Annotated in this window: 19 protein-coding genes; 14 read left to right on the plus strand and 5 right to left on the minus strand. The window is 68.6% G+C overall.

Going from position 1 to position 20087, the window contains the following annotated elements:
* Positions 1-26 precede the first annotated feature (26 nt).
* From ACFXHE_RS25620 to ACFXHE_RS25640, 5 genes are read left to right on the plus strand one after another with little or no spacing between them, the layout of a single operon-like run.
* Complete coding sequence (locus ACFXHE_RS25620; protein ID WP_379386919.1) at positions 27-872, plus strand: ABC transporter ATP-binding protein; 846 nt, start codon at positions 27-29, stop codon at positions 870-872.
* On the plus strand, positions 869-1768 hold the full coding sequence (locus ACFXHE_RS25625; protein WP_379386920.1) for an ABC transporter permease: 900 nt from the start codon (positions 869-871) through the stop codon (positions 1766-1768). The genes ACFXHE_RS25620 and ACFXHE_RS25625 overlap by 4 nt, the downstream gene beginning before the upstream one ends.
* Before the next feature lie 46 nt (positions 1769-1814).
* Positions 1815-2948, plus strand: a complete 1134-nt coding sequence (locus ACFXHE_RS25630) for an ABC transporter substrate-binding protein (protein ID WP_379386921.1) — start codon at positions 1815-1817, stop codon at positions 2946-2948.
* Between the two features lie 13 nt (positions 2949-2961).
* A complete protein-coding gene (locus ACFXHE_RS25635) occupies positions 2962-4242 on the plus strand; it encodes a cytosine permease (RefSeq protein ID WP_379386923.1) in 1281 nt (426 codons plus the stop codon).
* A gap of 9 nt (positions 4243-4251) precedes the next feature.
* Positions 4252-5760 carry an amidase gene (locus tag ACFXHE_RS25640; protein WP_379386925.1) on the plus strand — a complete coding sequence of 503 codons (1509 nt, stop codon included), beginning with the start codon at positions 4252-4254 and terminating at the stop codon, positions 5758-5760.
* On the opposite strand, the gene ACFXHE_RS25645 is transcribed toward ACFXHE_RS25640, so the two are convergent.
* The 3 genes from ACFXHE_RS25645 to ACFXHE_RS25655 all read right to left on the minus strand — a co-directional run bounded on the left by ACFXHE_RS25645 (position 5720) and on the right by ACFXHE_RS25655 (position 7919).
* Positions 5720-6502, minus strand: coding sequence for a hypothetical protein (locus tag ACFXHE_RS25645; protein WP_379386927.1), 783 nt, complete (start codon positions 6500-6502; stop codon positions 5720-5722). The two genes, ACFXHE_RS25640 and ACFXHE_RS25645, sit on opposite strands and share 41 nt — an antisense overlap.
* 94 nt (positions 6503-6596) lie before the next feature.
* Positions 6597-7166: a DivIVA domain-containing protein gene (locus ACFXHE_RS25650; protein WP_379386929.1), complete on the minus strand. Its 570-nt coding sequence runs from the start codon at positions 7164-7166 to the stop codon at positions 6597-6599.
* Between the two features lie 87 nt (positions 7167-7253).
* Positions 7254-7919 carry a TetR/AcrR family transcriptional regulator gene (locus ACFXHE_RS25655; protein WP_379386931.1) on the minus strand — a complete coding sequence of 222 codons (666 nt, stop codon included), beginning with the start codon at positions 7917-7919 and terminating at the stop codon, positions 7254-7256.
* Between the two features lie 57 nt (positions 7920-7976).
* Between ACFXHE_RS25655 and ACFXHE_RS25660 the strand changes: the two genes are divergently transcribed.
* From ACFXHE_RS25660 to ACFXHE_RS25685, 6 genes are all read left to right on the plus strand, one after another.
* Positions 7977-9470 carry a flavin-containing monooxygenase gene (locus ACFXHE_RS25660; RefSeq protein ID WP_379386933.1) on the plus strand — a complete coding sequence of 498 codons (1494 nt, stop codon included), beginning with the start codon at positions 7977-7979 and terminating at the stop codon, positions 9468-9470.
* Between the two features lie 186 nt (positions 9471-9656).
* On the plus strand, positions 9657-10028 hold the full coding sequence (gene yajC, locus ACFXHE_RS25665; RefSeq protein ID WP_379386935.1) for a preprotein translocase subunit YajC: 372 nt from the start codon (positions 9657-9659) through the stop codon (positions 10026-10028).
* Between the two features lie 102 nt (positions 10029-10130).
* The gene (secD, locus tag ACFXHE_RS25670; protein ID WP_379386937.1) at positions 10131-11831 is read left to right on the plus strand and encodes a protein translocase subunit SecD; all 1701 of its coding nucleotides are present in this window, start codon (positions 10131-10133) and stop codon (positions 11829-11831) included.
* Between the two features lie 2 nt (positions 11832-11833).
* Complete coding sequence (gene secF / locus ACFXHE_RS25675; protein WP_379386938.1) at positions 11834-13063, plus strand: protein translocase subunit SecF; 1230 nt, start codon at positions 11834-11836, stop codon at positions 13061-13063.
* Positions 13064-13080: 17 nt separating this feature from the next.
* Complete coding sequence (locus ACFXHE_RS25680; RefSeq protein ID WP_379386939.1) at positions 13081-14799, plus strand: ABC transporter substrate-binding protein; 1719 nt, start codon at positions 13081-13083, stop codon at positions 14797-14799.
* A gap of 37 nt (positions 14800-14836) precedes the next feature.
* Positions 14837-15409 carry an adenine phosphoribosyltransferase gene (locus ACFXHE_RS25685; RefSeq protein ID WP_379386940.1) on the plus strand — a complete coding sequence of 191 codons (573 nt, stop codon included), beginning with the start codon at positions 14837-14839 and terminating at the stop codon, positions 15407-15409.
* 4 nt (positions 15410-15413) lie between these two features.
* Here ACFXHE_RS25685 and ACFXHE_RS25690 read toward each other — a convergent pair whose 3' ends face one another.
* Complete coding sequence (locus ACFXHE_RS25690; protein WP_379386942.1) at positions 15414-15800, minus strand: lipase family protein; 387 nt, start codon at positions 15798-15800, stop codon at positions 15414-15416.
* Between the two features lie 120 nt (positions 15801-15920).
* On the opposite strand from ACFXHE_RS25690, the gene ACFXHE_RS25695 reads away from it, so the two are divergent.
* A complete protein-coding gene (locus tag ACFXHE_RS25695) occupies positions 15921-17135 on the plus strand; it encodes a PucR family transcriptional regulator (protein WP_379386944.1) in 1215 nt (404 codons plus the stop codon).
* Here ACFXHE_RS25695 and ACFXHE_RS25700 read toward each other — a convergent pair.
* On the minus strand, positions 17132-17419 hold the full coding sequence (locus ACFXHE_RS25700; RefSeq protein WP_379386945.1) for a hypothetical protein: 288 nt from the start codon (positions 17417-17419) through the stop codon (positions 17132-17134). The genes ACFXHE_RS25695 and ACFXHE_RS25700 overlap by 4 nt on opposite strands.
* Positions 17420-17557: 138 nt before the next feature.
* Here ACFXHE_RS25700 and ACFXHE_RS25705 point away from each other — a divergent pair, with 138 nt between their 5' ends.
* Together ACFXHE_RS25705 and ACFXHE_RS25710 are read left to right on the plus strand one after the other, a co-directional pair.
* Complete coding sequence (locus ACFXHE_RS25705; protein WP_379386946.1) at positions 17558-19537, plus strand: peptidoglycan DD-metalloendopeptidase family protein; 1980 nt, start codon at positions 17558-17560, stop codon at positions 19535-19537.
* A gap of 44 nt (positions 19538-19581) precedes the next feature.
* Complete coding sequence (locus ACFXHE_RS25710) at positions 19582-20061, plus strand: RrF2 family transcriptional regulator (protein ID WP_379386947.1); 480 nt, start codon at positions 19582-19584, stop codon at positions 20059-20061.
* Positions 20062-20087: the final 26 nt, after the last annotated feature.

Here is a 20087-nt window from a genome sequence, read left to right on the forward strand (position 1 = left end):
AATGATCCGCCGATAGAACTGTGGACATGCGCACCACCGCCTCAACCATCGTCAAAGGCCAAGGCCCGGACGAGAATACGGAGGCCGCCGAGGGCGGCAATGTATACACCGATCCGGCCTTGGCCTTTCAGCACGTCGGCCTGACCTTCGAGAACGGCACGCACGCGCTCGACGGCATCGATATCGCCATCCGGCCGGGGGAATTCGTCTCCCTGGTCGGCCCGTCCGGCTGTGGCAAGTCCACCCTGCTGCGTCTGGCCGCCGGATTCGAGCAGCCCACCGCCGGAACGGTTTCCGTCGCCACCGGCAAACTCGGCTACGTCTTCCAGGAGGCGACGTTGCTGCCGTGGCGCTCGGTGCTGCGCAATGTCGAGCTGCCCGCGGAGCTCGCCGGCGTGGACAAGGCCACCCGGCGGGCGGCGGCGCGCGAAGCGCTGGAGCTGGTCGGGCTGTTCGGCTTCGAGAACCACAAGCCCGCACAGCTTTCCGGCGGCATGCGCATGCGGGCGTCGATCGCGCGGGCGCTGACGGGTGCACCCGAACTGTTCCTGTTCGACGAGCCGTTCGGGGCGCTCGACGAGATCACCCGGCAGCGCTTGAACGAGGAGGTGAGCGGGCTGTACCGGCGATCGGGCTTCACCGGGGTGTTCGTGACGCACTCGGTGGCCGAGGCGGTGTTCATGTCGAGCCGGGTCGTCGTGCTGACCGGCCGCCCGGGTCGCGTGGCGGCGGATATCCCGGTGCCGCTGGATTTCCCGCGATCACCGGAGTCGCGGTATACGCCCGAATTCGGTGCCGTCGCGGCGGGGGTGTCGGCGGCGTTGCACGACGCCGAGCGGGGAGCCACGCGGATCGGGGGGAGGGCCGCATGACCGCCGCCACCGCCGACGGCGGAATCGTCGTGCCCGAGACGACCAAGGCAACCAAGACGACCGAGGCGACTGCGCGGCCGCCGCGCACGCCACGGAAACTCCGTTGGCCCTTCGCCGTCGCGCCGGTGCGTGTGCTCGCGCCCGCGCTGGTGTTCGCACTGGTCATGGCAGCCTGGACGATCGCGAGCCACCTCTTGATCCCGCAGGAATCCCGATTCCTGCTGCCGCCACCGGAATCGGTGGTGTCCAAGGGCCTGCTCAATGCCGCCACCCGCACCGAGATTCTCACCGCTCTCGGCTCGACCGTGCAGATCGCGCTGGTCGGTCTGGTGATCGCCATCGTGCTCGGGGTGGCGTTCGCGGTGATCATGAGCCAGGCGCGCTGGGCCGAGTATTCGCTCTACCCGTATGCCGTGATCCTGCAGACGATTCCGGTGCTGGCCGTGGTGCCGCTGTTCGGCTTCTGGTTCGGCTACGAATTCGGCAGCCGGGTCATCGTGTGCGTGATGGTGTCGCTGTTCCCGGTCATCACCAATACCCTGTTCGGCTTGAAGTCGGTGCAGGCGTCCGAGCACGACCTGTTCACGCTGCACAGCGCCAACCGGTGGCAGCGGCTGCTGAAACTGCAACTTCCGGCGGCGCTGCCCGCCATGATCTCGGGATTCAAGATCTCGGCGGGCATGGCCGTGATCGGCTCGATCGTCGCCGATTTCTTCTTCCGCCAGGGCAATCCGGGCATCGGCCGGATGATCGACGTCTACCGGCAGCGGCTGGCCACCGAGGAACTGCTGACCGCGCTGCTGCTGTCCTCACTGGTGGGCCTGATCCTGTTCTGGATCTTCGACTTCCTGGCCGGGCGCGTGGACCGCGCCCACGGCAAGCGCGCCGGCGAATAGCTGAACCACTTCTCCCGCAATCAGTTTCAACCCTCTAGGAATTCTCGTGAAGAAACGTGTCCTCGCCGCTGCCGCGATCACCGGCAGCGTCCTGCTCACCGCCGCCTGCGGTGGCGGCGCCTCCACTCCGAAACCCTCCGGGCAGGGTGTGCTGGCCGGCGTCTGTCCGTCCACCATCGTGATCCAGACGGACTGGTACGCCACACCCGAACGCGCCGCGGCCTATCAGCTGGTCGGCCCGAACGGCACCGTCGACCCCAAGAAGGGCGCGTACACCGGCCCGCTCGGCGACACCGGCGTGAATGTCGAAGTGCGGCTGGGTGGTCCGTTCCTCGGTGGTCAACCGGTGCCCGCGCAGATGTACCAGGACAACTCCATCACTCTCGGGCTGGTCCCGACCGACGAGCAGGTGCGAGCCAAGGCGAAATTCCCGCTGACCGGTGTCTTCGCCTCACTCGCGAAGAACCCGCAGATCATCATGTGGGATCCCGCCACCTACACCGTCAACTCGTGGAAGGACGTGGCCGCGACCAACGCCCCGATCCTGTACTCCGAGGGCAAGATCTACATGGACTACCTGATCGCCAACGGGTACGTGAAGAAGGAACAGGCCGACGCCTCCTACGACGGCACGCCCAGCCGCTTCGTCGCCGAGCACGGCCGGGTCATGCAGCAGGCCTACGTCTCCAACGAGCCGTACCGCTGGGAGCACGACGTCAAGGGCTGGCAGAAGCCCACCGGTCACCTGCTGGTCGCCGACGCCGGATACGAGAGCTACCCGCACGCCTGGTCGGTCCGCAGCGGCGAACTCGACAAACTGCGCCCCTGCCTGCAGAAGCTCGTCCCCATGCTGCAGCAGGCCCAGATCGACTACGTCACCAACCCCGACCCCACCAACCAGGCCCTGCTCCGCATCGCACAGACGATCCCGGACGGCCCGCCCATCTCCGCCGCCGGCAATACCGACTCAGTCCGGGTCCAGCTGGAGAACAAGATCGTCGCCAACGGCCCCGGCAATACCCTCGGCAATTTCGATACCGACCGCGTCACCCGCGCCATCGCCCAGGTCACTCCGCTGCTGCGCGCCAAGGGCCAGCAGGTCCCCGACAACCTCACCGCCGCGGACCTGGTCACCAACGAATTCATCGACCCCGCAAAGGGTCTCGAGCAGCACGGATAGGCGGGGCCGAACCATGTCGAGTCACGAATACGAGCAGGAACCGGTCCCCGTCACCGAACGCCGGAGCCTGCTCTCGGTGGCGGCGGTCTGGGCCGGATTCCCGATGTGCCTGGGCAACGCGGTCTTCGGCGGCTTGATCGTCTACAGCCAGGGCATGGGCCGCGGGCTGCTGGCGATCCTGCTGGGCAATCTGCTGCTGTTCGGCTACATCGGCACGCTGAGCTGGATCGGCGGGCAGACCGGCCGCAATTTCTCGCTGCAGGCGCGCCGCGCCTTCGGCGACCGCGGGCGCGCCGTGGTGGTCGGCTTCCTGGCCACGGTCGTGATCGGCTGGTTCTCCTATCAGGTCGGGCTCACCGGCACCACGCTCCAAGGCATGTACGGGTGGAATCCGTTCTGGGGCGGGGTGATCGGCGGGACGTTCTTCGTGCTGCTCACCCTCGCCGGAATCCGGGCACTGTCGCTCATCGGCCTGATCGGCACGCCCCTGTTCCTGATCATGGCGGGCCTGGCCCTGTATTACGGTCTCGGGCACGGGCATTCGCTCTCGGGTGTGCTCGGCTACGCCGGCGGCGGCGGGCCGCTGGGATTCTGGGCGTGCGTGAGCATCGTGGTCGGCGGCTTCGCCGATTCGGGCACCATGACCGCCGACTTCACCCGCTGGGCCCGAGACGGCCGGGCGGGGGTGCTGGCCGCGGCCGCGGCCTTCCCGTTCGCCAATTCGATCGCGTTCCTCGTCGGTGGCGTGGTGGTCGCGATCGGCGGCGCGAGCGATCCGGCGTCGAACGGCGGGGCCTTCCTCGGACTGCTCGCCGGGCACGGCTCCCTGATCACCGGGCTGTCGGTGCTGTTCGTGTTCGCGAACCTGGGATCGGTTGCGGCGCACTGCCTCTACAACGGGGCGGTGGGCTGGGCCGGGATCACACCGCTACGCATGCGGCCGCTGGCGGTAGCGCTGGGCCTGATCGGCACCGTGGTGGCGCTGACCGGAATCTGGGCGCACATCGTCAACTGGCTGGTACTGCTGGGCGTGGTGGTGCCGCCGATCGGCGCGGTCCTCATCGTCGATCACCTGCTGGCCCGGCGCCGGACCGTGGCGGGTGCGCCGGTCCGGCCGGTCGCGTTCGCGGCGTGGGGGATCGGGGCGGTGGCCGCCGGGATCGCGCACTATCAGCTGCCGGGCTCGGTGGACGCGGTCATCGGGTTCGTCACCGCGGTGGCGGTGCAGGCCGGAATCACGGCGGTACTGCCGACGGCCGCACGCGAACCCGTCGTCGCCGCCGTGAGCGGGTGAGGACGCACGGTGAATTCCGCTGAGCGAGAGGAACTCTGCTTCCTCCCCGCCACCGAACTCGCCGCCCGGGTCCGGTCACGGGAGCTTTCTCCGGTCGAGATCGTCGACGCGGTCCTCGACCGGATGGCGGAGCTCGACCCACTGCTGCACGCCTTCTGCACCCCCACGCCGGACCTGGCGCGGCGTCAGGCGCGGCGGGTGGCCGATGGACTGGCGCGCGGCATCGATCCGGGGCCGCTCGGGGGAGTGCCGCTCGGGATCAAGGACCTGCTGTCCACCAAGGGAATTCGCACGACCTCCGGGTCGTGGGTCTATCGCGATCACATCCCGGACGAGGACGACATCGTGGTCGAACGCGCCCTCGGGGCGGGCGCGATCTGCCTGGGCAAGACCAATACCTCCGAATTCGGTTACAGCGCAACAGGGCTCAATCGCCTGTTCCCGGCCACCCGCAATCCATGGGACCTCACGATGAGCCCCGGCGGATCCAGTGCGGGGTCGGCGGCGGCGGTCGCGGCCGGGCTGGGGCCGGCGGCCCTGGGCAGCGACGGCGGATGCTCGGTCCGCGCGCCCGCGGCGCTGTGCGGGCTGGTCGGAGTGAAGCCGTCGATGGGGCGGGTGCCGGTGTATCCGGGCTGCCGCGACGAGCGGCTGCCCGGCGTATCCGGCTGGGAGAGCGTCGAACACATCGGCCCGATCACCCGGACCGTCGGTGACGCGGCGCTGCTGCTGTCCGTGCTCGCCGGTCCCGATCCGCGCGATCGGCACTCCATCCCGTGTCAGGACGTGGACTGGATCGGTGCGGCCCGGGCCGGTGCCGAGCATCCGGAGTCGGTGGCCGGGCTGCGGGTCGGATTCAGTCCCGATCTCGGGTATCTGGCGGTGGATCCCCGGGTTCGGGCGGTGGTGGAACACGCGGTGCGGGAGGTCGTGGGCGACCGCCTCGGATGCCGCGTCGAGGACGTGACGCCCGGGTGGGCGGACCCCGCCGCCGCCTTCTCCGCGCTGATCATCGCCGAGACCGATCTGACCGGCATGCGAGCCATGATCGACGCACACGGCGAGCGGATGTCGCCGTACGTGATCGACTGGATCCGGCAACCGTGGACCGCACAGCACTTCACCGACGCGAACATCGCGCGCAAGGCGCTGGTGAACGCCATGGCCCGGCTCATGCGCCACCACGATGTCCTCATCACTCCGACCACGGCCGTCCCGGCCTTCCCGGTGGATTTGACCGGTCCCGAAATCATCGACGGCACAGCGGTTTCCGATTCCGCCTGGATCGGATTCAACTATCCCGCCACTCTCACCGGCCAGCCCGCCGCCAGCATTCCGGCGGGCTGGACCGACACCGGCCTCGCGGTCGGACTCCAGATCATCGGAGGCCACCTCGACGACGCCACCGTGATCCGGCTGGCCGCGGCCATCGAGCGCGTCGCCCCCTGGGCACACCGCAGGCCGCCGGTGGCACCGGTCATCTCGGCGCTACGGCCGGCTGCGACGGTGCCGGGATGACGGTGGCGTCGGCCGCGGGGGCCGCCGGTTCCGGGGCGGCCGATTCCGGCGTACCCCGGAAGAAGTCGGCGTAGACGCGGAATGCCATGGCGAGGTAGGCGAGGGTCTTGGGAATCATGAGCAGACCCAGCTGGGGGATGCGGCGAGCCCACAGGATGACGGGCAGGTAGCAGGCGAACGACGCAGCCATGGCGTCGGAGAGGAAGCGGAAGGTGCGGTCGCCGGTGCGGGTGGCTTCGCGGCGCATGAGGTACATCTCGCCGGCGCCCACGGCCAGCAGCGGGAGATTGCGGTCCACTCCGTACCCGGCGGGCGTCTCGTCCCTGTCCCAGTTGTTGAACGGCGTTGCCAGCAGGATCAATCGCACGAACGACAGCCCCAGCAGCGATCTGCTGAAACCGTCCCAGGAGTGCCGGAACCGCAGCCGCCAGGCATCCAGCGACAGCACATAGAAGAGGGTGATCGTGATCGAGGTGGCCATCTCTCCCAGCCCGATCAGACTCGCTCGCCGTCCCCGCAGGCTCAGATACCCGCGGTCCTCGCCGCGTGCCATGGATACCGCGCGCAACGCCAGGTGTGCGGTGTCGCCGGTCGCCAGCAGGGTGAACGCCTCCTCGAATCGCGCCGCCGTTTCCCGCTGCTCCCGCGGAACCCGGTCGCGATTGCGACGCATGGCGATCACGAGCCCCCAGATGATCGCCAGATAGGACATGTTGAAAGCCAACTCGAATCGTCTACGCATGACGATCAGTCTGTTGCGCCGGCGCCTTCGGAGGCAGGGGCCAAGGTCCCTACGCGTGGGACGTCCGATGGAGATTCTCCTCCGCCTTCGGGTGTCAGTGCCGGGATGCCTCGGACTTCTCGAGCTGGTGGACCACCAGGTCGAGAAAGGCGTCGACCTCCTCGCAGTGATAGGCGGGTGTGCCGTCGGAGGCGAGGTGGAAAGTGATGTCCCGGACCTCCTTCGGAGTGAGGCCGTTGGGGCCGTGGTGGGCGAGCGTCGCCGCCAGGCGGTCGAGGAACGCGCCCACTTCGTCGGCCAAATAGCCGGGGAAACCGTAAGGGGGAGAGGAGAATTGGATGCGCAGGACGTCGTCGTGGGTGAGCGTGTCGGGGGTGCGGCCGGCGGGGAGGCGTCCGCGGCCGCGGCGTAGGTATTCCAGTTCCGTGCAGACGTGGTCGAGGAAGTCGTCGACCTCGTCGATGTCGTAGCCGCGATGTCCGGGTGGGGGATCGTCGAATTCGATGTGCCGGATGTCGGCGATGCTCAGATGGTCGCGGCCGAGCATGGTGTCGGCGATGCGTGCGCAGAAGGCGTCCACCTGGGCCGGGTGGTAGCCGTGGGGCCCGGACGGCGCGTGGCCGAACCGGGTGCGGCGGACGTCGTCTGGGGTCACTCGGGTCATTGTGCCAATGGCCGCATGTCCGAATTACCTCCGCCCCCAGCCGAATCCGGCCGCACCGGACAAACGGGTCCGTTTGTACAAGCTGGTTCAGTGCTTGCGGACGCCGTCGATGAGCAGATGCCGGATGGCGTGGCTGAGATCGTCGACCGCCTGCACCTCGGGCGTCCGGATGCCGTGCAGAATGGCGGCCAGCATCATGCCGGTCACCGCCCGCGCGGTGTTCACAGTGTCGAGATCCGCACGCAGATAACCGCGTTCGACCCCGTGCTCGAGGTACCCGGCGGTCAGCATGTCGGCGGTGTCGAGCAAACCGTAGAGCCGCGCGGTCAATTCGGTGTCGATGCCGGTGGCCTGGAACAACAGCAGCTGCGCCACCCGCCGGTCCTCGAGGAAGATGTGGTTCAGCGCGTCGCCGATCCGATCCACCTGCGCGCGGTACTCCTCGAGGCTGTCGGCGGCGTCGGGGGCATTGTCGGTCCCCAGCGATTCGATGATCCGCGCGGACAGATCGTCGATGACATGGTCGATGATGTCGCGCTTGTTCTCGAAGTACCGGTAGAACGTTCCGTGCCCGATACCCAGCTCGCCGGCGATGTCGGCGATGCCGGTGGCGTGGTAGCCCCGCTCGGCGAAACACGCGAACGCGGTGTCGATGATCTCCTGCCGGAGTTCGGCCTTGCGCCGTTCGATTCTCGAGGATGGCTTCGTCACGAGCCCGATGATACGGTGATCACAAACGGAATGAGATGTCATTCCGTGACATGTGCATCATTTTCTTTGTTCGAACACAGTTCTTGCAGGAGGTTCGGCGTGGCACCTCAGTACGACGCCATCGTTGTCGGCGCGGGATTCGGCGGGATGGGCGCGGGCATCGAGCTGGATCGGCTCGGCATGAGCAATTTCGTCATCCTCGAACGGGAGAACGACCTGGGCGGCACCTGGCACGTCAACCGCTACCCGGGCCTGGCCGTGGACATCGCCTCGGTCACCTACTCGTACTCCTTCGAGCCCAACCCGTACTGGTCGCGGCTGTTCGCCCCGGGTTCGGAGCTGAAGAAGTACGCCGAGCACGTCGCCGACAAGTACGACCTGCGCCGGCGTATGCGGTTCGACACCGTCGTCGGGGGTGCGCGCTGGGACGAGGGGCAGCAGTACTGGGTGGTCTCCATCGAGAACGGTGAATCGCTCACCGCGCGCTACCTGATGGCCGCCACCGGATTCCTGTCGCAGCCCTACACCCCGCCGTTCCCGGGCATCGACACCTTCGCGGGCAAGATCATCCACACCACCGCGTGGGACGACGAGGTCGATCTCACCGGGACCAGGTCCGCCATCATCGGCACCGGCGCGACCGCCGTGCAGCTGATCCCGGAGGTCGCCAAGCAGGCGCGGGCGCTCACCGTCTTCCAGCGCACCCCGATCTGGGTCGTCCCGAAGGTCGACGCCCCGATTCCGCCCGCGGTGCAGCATCTGTTCGCGCGGGTTCCGTTGACGCAGAAGGCCGCTCGCCTGGTCAACACCTCCATGCTGGAGGCGCTCATGGTGGTCGGCGTGCTGCACTTCAAGGAGGCCAAGCCGCTCAACAGGGCAGCGGGCATCCTGGCCAAGGCGCATCTGCGAACCCAGGTGCGCGACAAGGAGACTCGCAAGAAGCTGACGCCGGACTACGACTTCGGCTGCAAGCGCCCCACCTTCTCCAACCTCTACTTCAAGACCTTCAACGAGCCGCACGTGCGCCTGGAGACCAACTCCATCGACCACATCGAGCCCGACGGCATCGTCACCGCGGACGGCCACAAGACCGAGATCGACACCCTCATCCTGGCCACCGGCTTCAACCTGTGGGACGTCAACTTCCCGGCCATCGAGATCATCGGCCGCGACGGCCGCAATCTCGGAAAATTCTGGCGCGACAACCGCTTCCAGGCCTACGAGGGCATCACGGTGCCGAAGTTCCCCAACTTCGTCAGCCTCAACAGCCCCTACTCCTACAGCGGCCTGTCCTACTTCACCACCATCGAGGCGCAGATGAAGCATATGGCGCGCCTGTTCGGGGAGATGTTCCGCCGCGGCGAACGGGTCTTCGAGGTCACCGAGCGCGCCAATGCCGAATTCCTGGATCGCGTCACCGAGAAACTGGATTCGTCGGTCTTCTACGGCGGCCAGTGCGCCACGGCCCGTAGCTACTACTTCAACCAGCACGGTGAGGCCGCGCTGCTGCGGCCGACAAGCACCCTGAACGCCCACCGCGAGGCGACCACCTTCCCGCTCGACGACTACACCTACGGGCAGCAGTCGGCCTGAGTGGGACCGACTGCGCGGTCGGCAGAGTCGGCGGTCGACCGCGCAGCTGGGGGAAACAGGATGAATCAGCCCTGCGCGAACGAGCGTGGACTCTAGAACAGGTCGCCGCGCATTCTCTCAGGGATTACTGGCAGACTGTGTGGGAAACGCACCCAACCGACCACTTACTAGGGGCTGACTTCGACGATGGACCTTCTGCTGCCGCTACTGCTGGTTGCCCTGCTCATCCCGATGTTCCTCGGTGTCCGCCGTCAGAAGCGGGAGATGTCGAAGGTCACCGAGATGCAGGACAGCCTGAAGGTCGGCGACCGGGTCGTCACCACGTCGGGGCTCTTCGGCACCGTGGTCGAGCTCGATGACACCACCGTCGATCTGGAGATCGCCGAGGAAGTCGTCACCACCTGGCTGCGGCAATCGATCCGCGAGGTGCGCAACGACGACGCCACCGAGGACACCACCGCCGAGACCACCGAAGCCGCGTCTTCGAACGGCGTCGCCGACGATCACGTCGCCGCCCCCGAAGCCGCCGACGACGCGCCGCGGCTGACCAAGGACTGACATACTCCGCGCCATCGGCCGCACCGGATTCCCGGCGGCCGGTGGCGCTGCGGTGTGTGCCCAGCTCGTTCCACCTTCGAATCCGCCTAGGAGATAAGTACTGTGCCACCTTCTCAGGGAACGGCGCACCCGTTGCGCCTGCTCGGCATCTACGCCGCGCTGGTGGCTCTGATGTTCGGCCTGATCTTCTTCACCGGGGACAAGCACCACACCCCGAAGCTCGGCATCGACCTGCAGGGCGGTACCCGCGTCACCCTGACGCCCCGCACCCCGGATGGCGGTAAGCCGAGCCAGGACAGCCTCAAGCAGGCGCAGAACATTATCGAGCAGCGCGTGAACGGTCTGGGCGTGGCGGGCTCCGAGGTCGTCATCGAGGGCGACAATCTGGTGATCACCGTCCCCGGTGCCGATGGCGCACAGGCGAAATCGCTGGCGACCACCGCCAAGATGTACTTCCGTCCGGTGGTGCAGAGCGCCCCCGCGCAGGCGGGTAAGGCGGCCCAGCAGCCGCAGCAGACCCAGCCGCAGCAGCCGCCGAGCACGAGCGCGACGCCGACCGAGACCACCCCGGCCACGGCGGAGGCTCCGGCCCCCACGACGACCGGTGAGGCCCCGCAGAACCGGGTGTTCCCGGCACAGGCCCCGACCACCCCGTCCGCGCCGCCGTCGACGCCCGCGCAGCCGGGCGGCCAGCAGCAGACCGCGCAGGAGATCGCGGCCGCCAAGGCGGCCCGCCAGAGCACCGACCAGAACGCCCAGCTGCAGGCCATGGCCACGCTGGACTGCTCCAAGCCGGATCCGTTGCAGGGTAACGACGATCCGAACCTGCCCCTGGTGACCTGCAGCACCGACGGCACCACCGTCTACCTGCTCGACAAGTCCGTGATGGACGGTACCGAGATCAAGGACGCCTCCGGCGTGCTGCAGCAGGCCCAGTGGGTGGTCAGCCTGCAGTTCAAGTCCAGCGGCACCGACCAGTGGGGCAACCTCACCAACAAGTACGTGGGCAAGCAGATCGCCTTCACCCTGGACTCCCGCGTGGTCTCCGCGCCGGTGATCAAGGAGGGCGGCCAGTTCAGCGGTAGCACCGCGATCTCGGGTCCGGGCATCAATGCCAAGACCTCCAAGGAGCTGGCGAACACCCTGAAGTACGGTTCGCTGCCGCTGTCGTTCGGCACCTCCGAGGCCGAGACGGTCTCGGCGACCCTGGGCATCTCGTCGCTGCACGCCGGTCTGATCGCGGGTGCCATCGGCCTGCTGGCGGTGCTGCTGTACTGCCTGCTCTACTACCGCATGCTCGGCTTCCTGGCCGGTTTCTCGCTGCTCGCGGCGGGTGTGGCGGTGTACGCGCTGATCGTGTTGCTGGGCCGCTGGATCGGCTTCACCCTCGACCTGGCCGGTATCGCGGGTCTGATCATCGGTATCGGTTTGACGGCCGACTCGTTCGTCGTCTTCTTCGAACGCATCAAGGACCAGATGCGGGAGGGCCGCAGCTTCCGGTCCGCGGTCCCGCGCGGCTGGCAGCGCGCGCAGCGCACCAACCTGTCGGGCAAGACGGTGTCGCTCATCGCCTCCGCTGTGCTGTACGTGCTGGCCGCGGGCCAGGTGAAGGGCTTCGCCTTCACCCTCGGTGTCACCACCGTGCTCGACGTCATCGTCCTGTACCTGGTGACCTCGCCGCTGATGATGCTGGTCTCGCGCTCGCCGTTCTGGGCGAAGCCGTCGGTGAACGGCCTGGGCGCTATTGCAGAGCTTGCACAGGAACGCAAGGCCACCGCCGGCGTCCTGGTGAAGGAGGCGTGATCATGGCCAAGTCCTCTCCCGTCATCGTGGATTCCGACTCCGAGCTCGACTACGAGGCCGTGCCGACAGGCAAGCAGCACAGCCTGTTCGAGCGGCTCTACACCGGTACCGGTGGTTTCGAGATCGTCGGCAAGCGCAGGGTGTACTACGGCATCGCGGCGGCGCTGATCGCCATCGCGGTGGCCAGCATGGTGTTCAAGGGCTTCACCCTGGGCATCGACTTCGCGGGCGGCTCCCGGATCCAGCTGCCCGCCTCCGACAGCGTCACCACCTCGAAGGTGGAGGACGTCTACCGGTCCACGCTCGGCCACGACCCGGTCACCGTGCAGAAGGCGGGCTCGGGGTCCTCGGCGACCATCCAGATCCGTTCCGACACACTGAGTGTCGAGCAGGCCGACAAGCTGCAGACCGCGCTGTTCGACACCTTCCATCCGAAGGACTCCAACGGCCAGGCCAGCCGCAATGCCATCAGCGTCGCCGAGATCAGTGGGACCTGGGGTGGCCAGGTCACCAGGAAGGCGCTGCTGGCGCTGGTGGTGTTCGTCGGATTGACCACGCTGTACATCGCGATTCGCTTCGAACGCGACATGGCGTTCGCGGCGATCGGCTCGCTGTTCTTCAACCTGATCGTCACCGCGGGCATCTACTCGCTGGTCGGTTTCGAGGTGACACCGGCGGCGGTCATCGGTCTGCTCACCATCCTGGGCTATGTGCTCTACGACAACGTGGTCGTCTTCGACAAGGTCGAGGAGAACACCCGCGGTGTCCTGCACCTGACCAAGCACACGTACGCGGAGAAGGCGAACCTGGCGGCCAACCAGACGCTGATGCGCTCGATCAACACCACCGTCATCGGCATCCTGCCGATCATCGGCATGCTGGTGGTCGCGGTGTGGCTGCTCGGTGTCGGCACCCTCAAGGACCTGGCGCTGGTGCAGCTGGTCGGCATGATCGTGGGTGGTTACTCGTCCATCTTCTTCGCGGTGCCGGTGCTGGTGACGCTCAAGGAGACCTGGGGTCCGGTGGCCGCGCACACCAAGAAGGTGCTCAACCGCCGCTCCGGTGGCGCGAAGGCGCGGGTGGGCGCGGCGGCCGCCGAGCGGGCCGGTGCCGCCGGGCGCGGCGCCGACGCCAATGGTTTCGGACGCGACCACGCGCCGCGCAGTCAGAGTGCCGGGGCGCCGCGTCCCGGGGCCCGGCCGACTGGGAAACGACAGCAGCGACGGCACTGAGCGCAGGGGGTGCGACCGTGAAGCAAGACCACAGGGTTGTGCGCCGGACCGCCGTCGCGCTGGTGGCGGGTGCCCTCGCCGCCGGTGCGCTGGCCGGGTGCTCCAGCAAGAATCAGGTGCCCTCGATCGGGTACGGCGTGGACGCGGTCGTCGCCAGCTACAACGGCGGCAGCACGCTGGGCGCGAACAGCGGTGCGGCCGCGGTGTTCTCGCGGGTGCTGACCGGGTTCTTCTATACCGGCCCGGACGGGCAGCCGGTGGCCGACACCGACACCGGCACCGCCAAGGAGGTCCCGGGCGACGCGCAGACCATCCAGTACCGGCTCGCCCCGGAAGGCGTCTACTCCGATGGCGTGGCGACCTCCTGCGATGACCTGGTGCTGACCTGGGCCGCGCGCAGCGGGCGATTCACCAAGGCCGCTCCGGGCGGGCCGGTGCCGCTGTTCGACGCCGCGAGCACCGACGGCTACCGCGATATCGAGCGGGTGGACTGCCAGCCCGGATCCAAGGACGCCACCGTGGTGTTCCGGCCGGGCAAGCACTATTCGGCGTGGAAGACGCTGTTCAATGCCACCGAGCTGATGCCCGCGCACGTGATCGCCGCACAGGTGAAGATCCCGAGTGTGGTGACGCCGGTGCAGACCGGGGATCAGCCCACCCTCGAGCGCATCGCCGACTTCTGGAACAACGGCTGGAAGCTCGCCCCGGGCAAGGTGGACCTGACGCTGCTGCCGTCCTCGGGGCCGTACCGGATCGACTCGTTCGGTGACAAGGACGGTCTGGTGCTGGTCAAGAACGAGAAGTGGTGGGGCAATCAGCCCCGGACGCCGCGGATCGTGGTGTGGGACCGGCACTCCGACCTGAAGTCGAAGGTGTCGGACCAGTCGATCGGCGTGCTCGATGTGGGCGCCGGGTCGCTGGGCGACGTGAGCCTGGGCGGGTTCCGCAAGCAGAATCTGCCGAGCCGCGGGGTCGAGCAGCTGGTGCTGAGCACCGGCGGGGTGTTCGGATCGGCGGATGCGCGCCGGGCGTTCGCGCTGTGCGTGCCGCGGCAGGCGCTGTTCGACAAGTTCGGGCACCCGGGCTACGACGTCAAGCTGGGGCTGGGTGCGGGCCTGTTGAATTCCCGGACGGTGCAACAGGATTCGGTGTACTACTCGGCGATCTCGGGTGCGGGTGACAAGTACAAGGGCGGTGACGCCACCGCCACCCAGGCGGCGGCGACCTCGGGTGTCCAGAACCAGACCGTGCGCATCGGCTACGTCAAGCCGGACGAGCGGCGCGCGGCCACGGTGACCGCCATCGCCGACGCCTGCAAGGCCGCGGGCATCACCGTGGTCGACGCGGGCGCACCGGATTTCACCGCGTCGCAGCTCACCGACGGCAAGGTGGACGCCATCCTGGGCGGCACCGCCGGCATGCCGGGCCCGTCGGGTTCGCTGACCGGCACCGACGCCATCGCGTCGCTGCGCACCGGCGCGGGGCTGAATTTCGGCCGATTCGGCAACGGCCGCTACGATGCCATCGCGGATCAGCTTGCGGCCGAGGACAACTCGGGCACCGTGCTGAACCTGCTGACCGAGCAGGAGAACCTGCTCTGGAGCGAGATGCCGTCGATTCCGCTGTTCGCCGCCCCCCGCACCATCGGGTTCGGTGACGGTATGGAGAACGGCATCGCCAGTCCCACCGAGGCGGGAGCGGGCTGGAACATGGATCGCTGGGTGCTGAAACGGTGAGAGCCGTGGTGGCGTGGTGAATGAGGAGTGGGTGCCGATGAGCAAGCACGAGATGCTGGAGACGGCCGAGGTGGCGGGGGAGCGGGCCGCCCGCGCGGAGGCCGCGGTGCGGCGGTTGACCCGCTGGCGTGACGACTTCCCGACGCCGGGAGTGCGTTTCGCGGATCTGTCCCCGGTGTTCGCCGACTCCGAGGGCTTCCGCGCGGTGCTGGACTGCTTGGCGGCCTGCGCCCCCGACGCCGACCTGGTGGCGGGCGTGGACGCGCGCGGCTTCCTGCTGGGCGCGGGCGTGGCCGCCACGCTCGGCACCGGCGTGATCGCGGTCCGCAAGGCGGGCAAGCTGCCGCCGCCGGTCATCTCGCGTGAGTACACCCTCGAATACGGTTCGGCCGCACTGGAGATCCCGGCCGACGGCATCGATCTGAAGGGCCGTAAGGTCCTGCTGCTCGACGACGTGCTCGCCACCGGCGGCACCCTCGCCGCGGCGGCCGAGCTGTTCGCCACCGCCGGGGCCGAGGTGGTCGCGGCGGCGGTGGTGCTGGAGCTCGGCTTCCTCAAAGGCCGTGAGCGCCAGGGTGATTACCCGCTGACCTCCATCGTCGAGCTATGACCGGTCACCTCCCCGCGCCGATGGCCTGACCGATCAGAGACTGCACAACGGTGGGGAGGATCTCCCCGAGGGTCTGCCAGAACCGGGGCTCGGCCATCACGAGAATCGGATCGGTGATGGTGCAGCCCTCGGGGGCCGGAACGCCGTCGAGACGGTCGCGCAGCCAGTGGAACGCGCCGGGCAGCTGCCCGGCGACACCGGAGATGTGCTCGGCCACCAGTTCCCGTTCGTAGACGACGCTGGGTGCGCCCTCGGCGCAGTATTGGCCCACCAGGCGGTCGACGCCCGCGTTCGGCAGGATCTCGTCGTACTGCGCGTGGTAGATGTACACCGGCATGGACGGCGTGCGCTGTCCGAGTCCCAGACAAAGGTGGTCGCGGTCTCTGTGCACGGGCTCAGGGTTGATCGGCCGGATTTGGTGGAATGACAGGCCGGTCCGGCGGTGGCGGCTATTCGCCCTGCTGGATTCATTTGCCCCGCGAAGGGATTCGGTCGCGGCAACAATGTACCGGTGAGTAACCCACCCGAGGATCAGGCCGCGTTCGCGGAATTCCTGGCGACCCACCTGTCCGAGGCCGCGGGGGAGATCCTGGCGGCGGTGGTGCGCAGCGTCCCGGATTGCGGGCAGTTGCCACGGGATCTGCTGGAGCGGGACGTGATCCATCGTGCCGAGGACAATCTGCGGCTGTTCGCGCGACTGCTGGGGGAGGGGCGCGAACCCCAGGCCGGCGATCTGGACGACATGATCGCGGTCGCGGTGCGGCGGGCGCGCGAAGGCATCCCCCTGGACGCGGTGCTGGCGGTGTATCACCAAGGGGCGCTGGCGGCCTGGAACTTCCTCACCGCGCAGGCACGGACGGAACATGAGCGGGAGGAACTGCTGCGGGCCGTGCCGCAGTTGCTGCGGTATCTGGGCGTCGTCATTCCGGGCGTGGCCGGGTCCTATCTGCGTGAGCGGCAGGACCTGTACTGGGAGCAGCGGGAAGCCAAACGCGCTCTGGCGCAGGCATTGTTGCAGGGCAAACCGGCCGAACTGCTGGCCGATCGATTCGGGATCGCGCTCGGCGGCTACCACGTGCTGGCGCTGCGCACCGCCGGCACGGCCGCCCCGGTGGGCGATGTGCGGCCCGCCGCAGGGGACGGCGCGCGGCCCGCCATGCGCGTGATCCACGGGGAGGTCGACGCGCTGTCACCGCTGGCGCTGACCGTGCTGGATCGGGCCGGGGGCTGGGTGCTGGTGCCGGTGAGCGAACCGGCCGCCCGGGTCGACGCCGCGGTCGCCCGGATCGCCGCCGCCGCAGGTGGCCGGGTGATAGCCGGGACAGCCACCGCCGCAACGGTTTCCGAGATTCCGGCGCGCGCCGAGGAGGCCGGGGAGATCGCCCGGCTCGCCCTCGGACTGGGTCGGCCGACCGGCGTGTACCGCATGGCCGACCTCGCCCTGCAGTACCAGTTCGCCCGCCCCGGCCCCGCCCGCGCCTGGCTACTCGGCCTGCTCGCGCCCTTGGCCGAGCATCAGCACCTGATGGCGGCCCTGCGCGCGTATCTGGCCTGCGACCACAATCGCGTCGCGGCCGCCGAGTCGCTGGTCGTGCATCGGAACACCCTGAACTACCGCCTGAACCGCATCGCCGCCCTTACCGGATACGATCCCGGCCGCTCCGAGCACACACCTCTGTTCGCCGCGGCTCTCACCGCGTTCGATCTGTCGGCCGCCGGCCTCTAGCGGGCAATGACCCGGGCGACGAAACCGGTGACCACCAGCCAGAAGACCGCGGCCAGGCCGTAATTCAGGATGGTGTCGACGTTCGGGCTGCCGGTGTGGAACAGCCCCGGGAAGAACAATGCGAGAGGTTCGGCGAGCCCCTTGATGAAGACGAAGAACTTGTTGGACTGATCCGCGTTGAGGACCAGCATCAGGATGTAGACGCCCTCGACGAGGGCGAACAACGCGCCGACGCCGCTGATGATGCGAGCGGCGTGGACTTCATTGCGGGCGACGTACGGCATATCAGGGGGATGCCCGCTGTATGCCTGTTGAAACAGACACGCAGATCCGTTCGAAACAGACACGCAGCTCCGTGAAACCGCGTGTCCGCCATGGCATGATGTCCGGGTGATCACCGCGGCGGCCGGGAGCGTTCGGGCGTGAAGCCCAAAGTCCTCGTAGGTGGGGCGGTCGCCCTGGTGCTGGGTCTGCTGACCCTCGTCCTCGTCATCATCCTGCCCGCCAGCGAGACCAGTTGCGGCCCGGGCACACCCAGCGTTCCGGCCGTCACCTCGGCCCGCACCGAACCCAACTGCCCCACCACCGGCTCGCCCGTCGAGGCCGGTCTGCAGGAGGGCGCGCTGCGCGTGCTGCGCTGCACGGTGGCCCACTTCGGCATGATGGACATGCGCGGGGTCGTCAACGACGACTCCGTTCCGGACCTGAAGGCCGGGCGCTCGGTGGAATTCATCGTCGGCGCGGACTCGGGCAAGGGCGACGCCATCGTCTCGTTCCTGCAGCAGAACGCGGCCGCCTTCCGGGTCGACTACCTGATCTGGAAGCAGCGCAGCTGGACTCCGGGCGCGGCCGCCGGCACCGAGTGGAGCCCGCTCGGCGACCGCGGCGACGTCGCCCGCAATCACCTGGACCGGGTCCAGGTCACCATCGAGGACGCCGCCCCCACCTCCACCGAGCTCGCCCCGGCCAATGCCTCCATGGCGGCGGCGCCCGGCACGGTGAACGAGGCGGGCAGCCTCACCGGGGCCGGGCGGCACCAATATCCGCTCGCCGCAGGCACATTCACCGTCAGCGACGTGTTCGGCGCGCGCGGCGGCACCCATATGGGCGTCGACCTGGCGGCCCCCGCGGGCACGCCGATCTACGCCGCCGCCGACGGGCTGGTGGTGGCCGCGGGCGCGGCGTCCGGCTTCGGCGACTGGGTGGTCATCGACTCCCTCGACCAGAGCGGCCGCCGGTACTCCACCGTGTACGGGCACATGTACCAGAACGGCATCTTCGTGCACACCGGCGACGTCGTGCAGATGGGCCAGCACATCGCCGATGTCGGCAGCAATGGCGAATCCTCCGGCCCGCACCTGCATTTCGAGCTGGTGCCGGGCGGGCGGCTGACCGGCGGGCACCAGGTCGACCCGATGCCGTGGCTGGCCGGCGGCACCATTCCCGCGCCCAGTACGCCATACTGCGAGAACGGATTCGGCACGCCGGGAGGCAATCTCGCGTCCGGGAAGGTGCCGCCCGAACTCGAGATCTGGTACCGCCGCGCGGGTTCGCTGTGCCCGGAGATCGGCGCCTCGCTGCTGGCCGCTCAGGGCCAGGCCGAATCCGGGTTCCGCACCGACGCGGTGTCCCCGGACGGTGCACAGGGCATCGCCCAATTCATGCCCGGGACCGCCAAGGCCCTCGCACCCGACGGACAGCCGTACGTCATCGACGCCGACGGCAAAGGCTATGCCAGCGTGCTGGATCCGGCCGACGCCATCATCGGGCAGGGCCGCTACATGTGCGCCATCGCCAAGACCATCGAGGGCTGGATGTCGGAGGGCAAGGTCTCCGGCGACCTGACCGCGCTCACCATCGCCGCCTACAACGCCGGTGAGGGTGCGGTGCTCGCCTCGGGCGGCATGCCCAACCAGATCTCCCGGCACTACACCGAGACCCGGCCGTACGTGGCGCGGATCCTGGCCGCCGAGCCCGGATTCCGCAGCCTCGGCAGCGAGGGCCGGTTCCAGGCCGACCCGAATGCCGATCTGGGGGCGCAGATCGTCGCGGCGGGACAGCAATGGGTCGGCACCCCTTACGTTTTCGGCGGCGGCGGTCCGGGCGGGCCCAGCGACGGCGGATTCGACCAGGCGGGCTTCACCGCGGCCGCGGTGTTCGCCGCCAGCGGCAGCACCATCAGCCTGCCGCGCACGGCCGAACAGCAGTGGGAACAGGGCGTGGAGGTCCAGCTGCTCAATGCCGAACCCGGTGATCTGGTGTTCGGATCCTTCGGCCCGCGCGGGCCCTCGGATGTCGGCGTCTACACCGGCAGCGGCCGCATGCTGCACGCCGAATCCGGCGGCAAGGTGACCGAGGTGCCGCTCTCGAACGGCATGAAGGCCCGCCGCATCAGCCGCTGAATCGGGGTTGGCCCGGGTATCCGGGACATGTATTATCCCTATTCATGATGATGGGTGAAGGCGTCGAATGGGGACTGCACTGCTGCACGGTGCTGGCCTGGCTCGACGATCACGCGCCGATCGCCACCGCCCGCCTGGCCGAGATCTTCGAGCTGCCGCCCGAATACCTGAAGAAGCGGCTGCAGCCGCTGGTGCGCGAGGGAATTCTCGACTCCACGCCCGGCGCGCGCGGGGGCTACCGGCTGGCCCGCACACCCGAACGCATCACGCTCATGGACGTGGTGTCCGCGGTCGAGGGACGCACGGAAGCCTTCCGCTGCACCGAGATTCGCCGCCGCGGGGCCGGAGCCACCCGGGCGGGTACGGAATTCGCCAAACCGTGCGGCATCGCCCGGGCCATGGGGCGCGCCGAACTGGCCTGGCGGCGCGAGCTGGCCGCGCAGACTGTGGCCGACCTGATGGCCGCCGCCCCGGCCAATGCCTCGGCCCACACGCGCAGCTTCTATGAACATGTGACCGCCTGAGCGGTCGCGCCGCTCGCGAGAAACCG

The organism is Nocardia sp. NPDC059229 (genome assembly GCF_042754165.1).
Classification (GTDB): domain Bacteria; phylum Actinomycetota; class Actinomycetes; order Mycobacteriales; family Mycobacteriaceae; genus Nocardia.

Excerpts from the sequence above, each read along its gene's own strand:
- yajC (WP_379386935.1), top strand. The coding sequence starts at position 9,657 with ATGGACCTTCTGCTGCCGCTACTGCTGGTTGCCCTGCTCATCCCGATG.
- ACFXHE_RS25620 (WP_379386919.1), top strand. The coding sequence starts at position 27 with ATGCGCACCACCGCCTCAACCATCGTCAAAGGCCAAGGCCCGGACGAG.
- ACFXHE_RS25700 (WP_379386945.1), bottom strand. The coding sequence starts at position 17,419 with ATGCCGTACGTCGCCCGCAATGAAGTCCACGCCGCTCGCATCATCAGC.
- ACFXHE_RS25625 (WP_379386920.1), top strand. The coding sequence starts at position 869 with ATGACCGCCGCCACCGCCGACGGCGGAATCGTCGTGCCCGAGACGACC.
- ACFXHE_RS25710 (WP_379386947.1), top strand. The coding sequence starts at position 19,582 with ATGATGATGGGTGAAGGCGTCGAATGGGGACTGCACTGCTGCACGGTG.
- ACFXHE_RS25645 (WP_379386927.1), bottom strand. The coding sequence starts at position 6,502 with ATGCGTAGACGATTCGAGTTGGCTTTCAACATGTCCTATCTGGCGATC.
- ACFXHE_RS25635 (WP_379386923.1), top strand. The coding sequence starts at position 2,962 with ATGTCGAGTCACGAATACGAGCAGGAACCGGTCCCCGTCACCGAACGC.
- ACFXHE_RS25650 (WP_379386929.1), bottom strand. The coding sequence starts at position 7,166 with ATGACCCGAGTGACCCCAGACGACGTCCGCCGCACCCGGTTCGGCCAC.
- ACFXHE_RS25685 (WP_379386940.1), top strand. The coding sequence starts at position 14,837 with ATGAGCAAGCACGAGATGCTGGAGACGGCCGAGGTGGCGGGGGAGCGG.
- ACFXHE_RS25655 (WP_379386931.1), bottom strand. The coding sequence starts at position 7,919 with ATGACATCTCATTCCGTTTGTGATCACCGTATCATCGGGCTCGTGACG.
- secF (WP_379386938.1), top strand. The coding sequence starts at position 11,834 with ATGGCCAAGTCCTCTCCCGTCATCGTGGATTCCGACTCCGAGCTCGAC.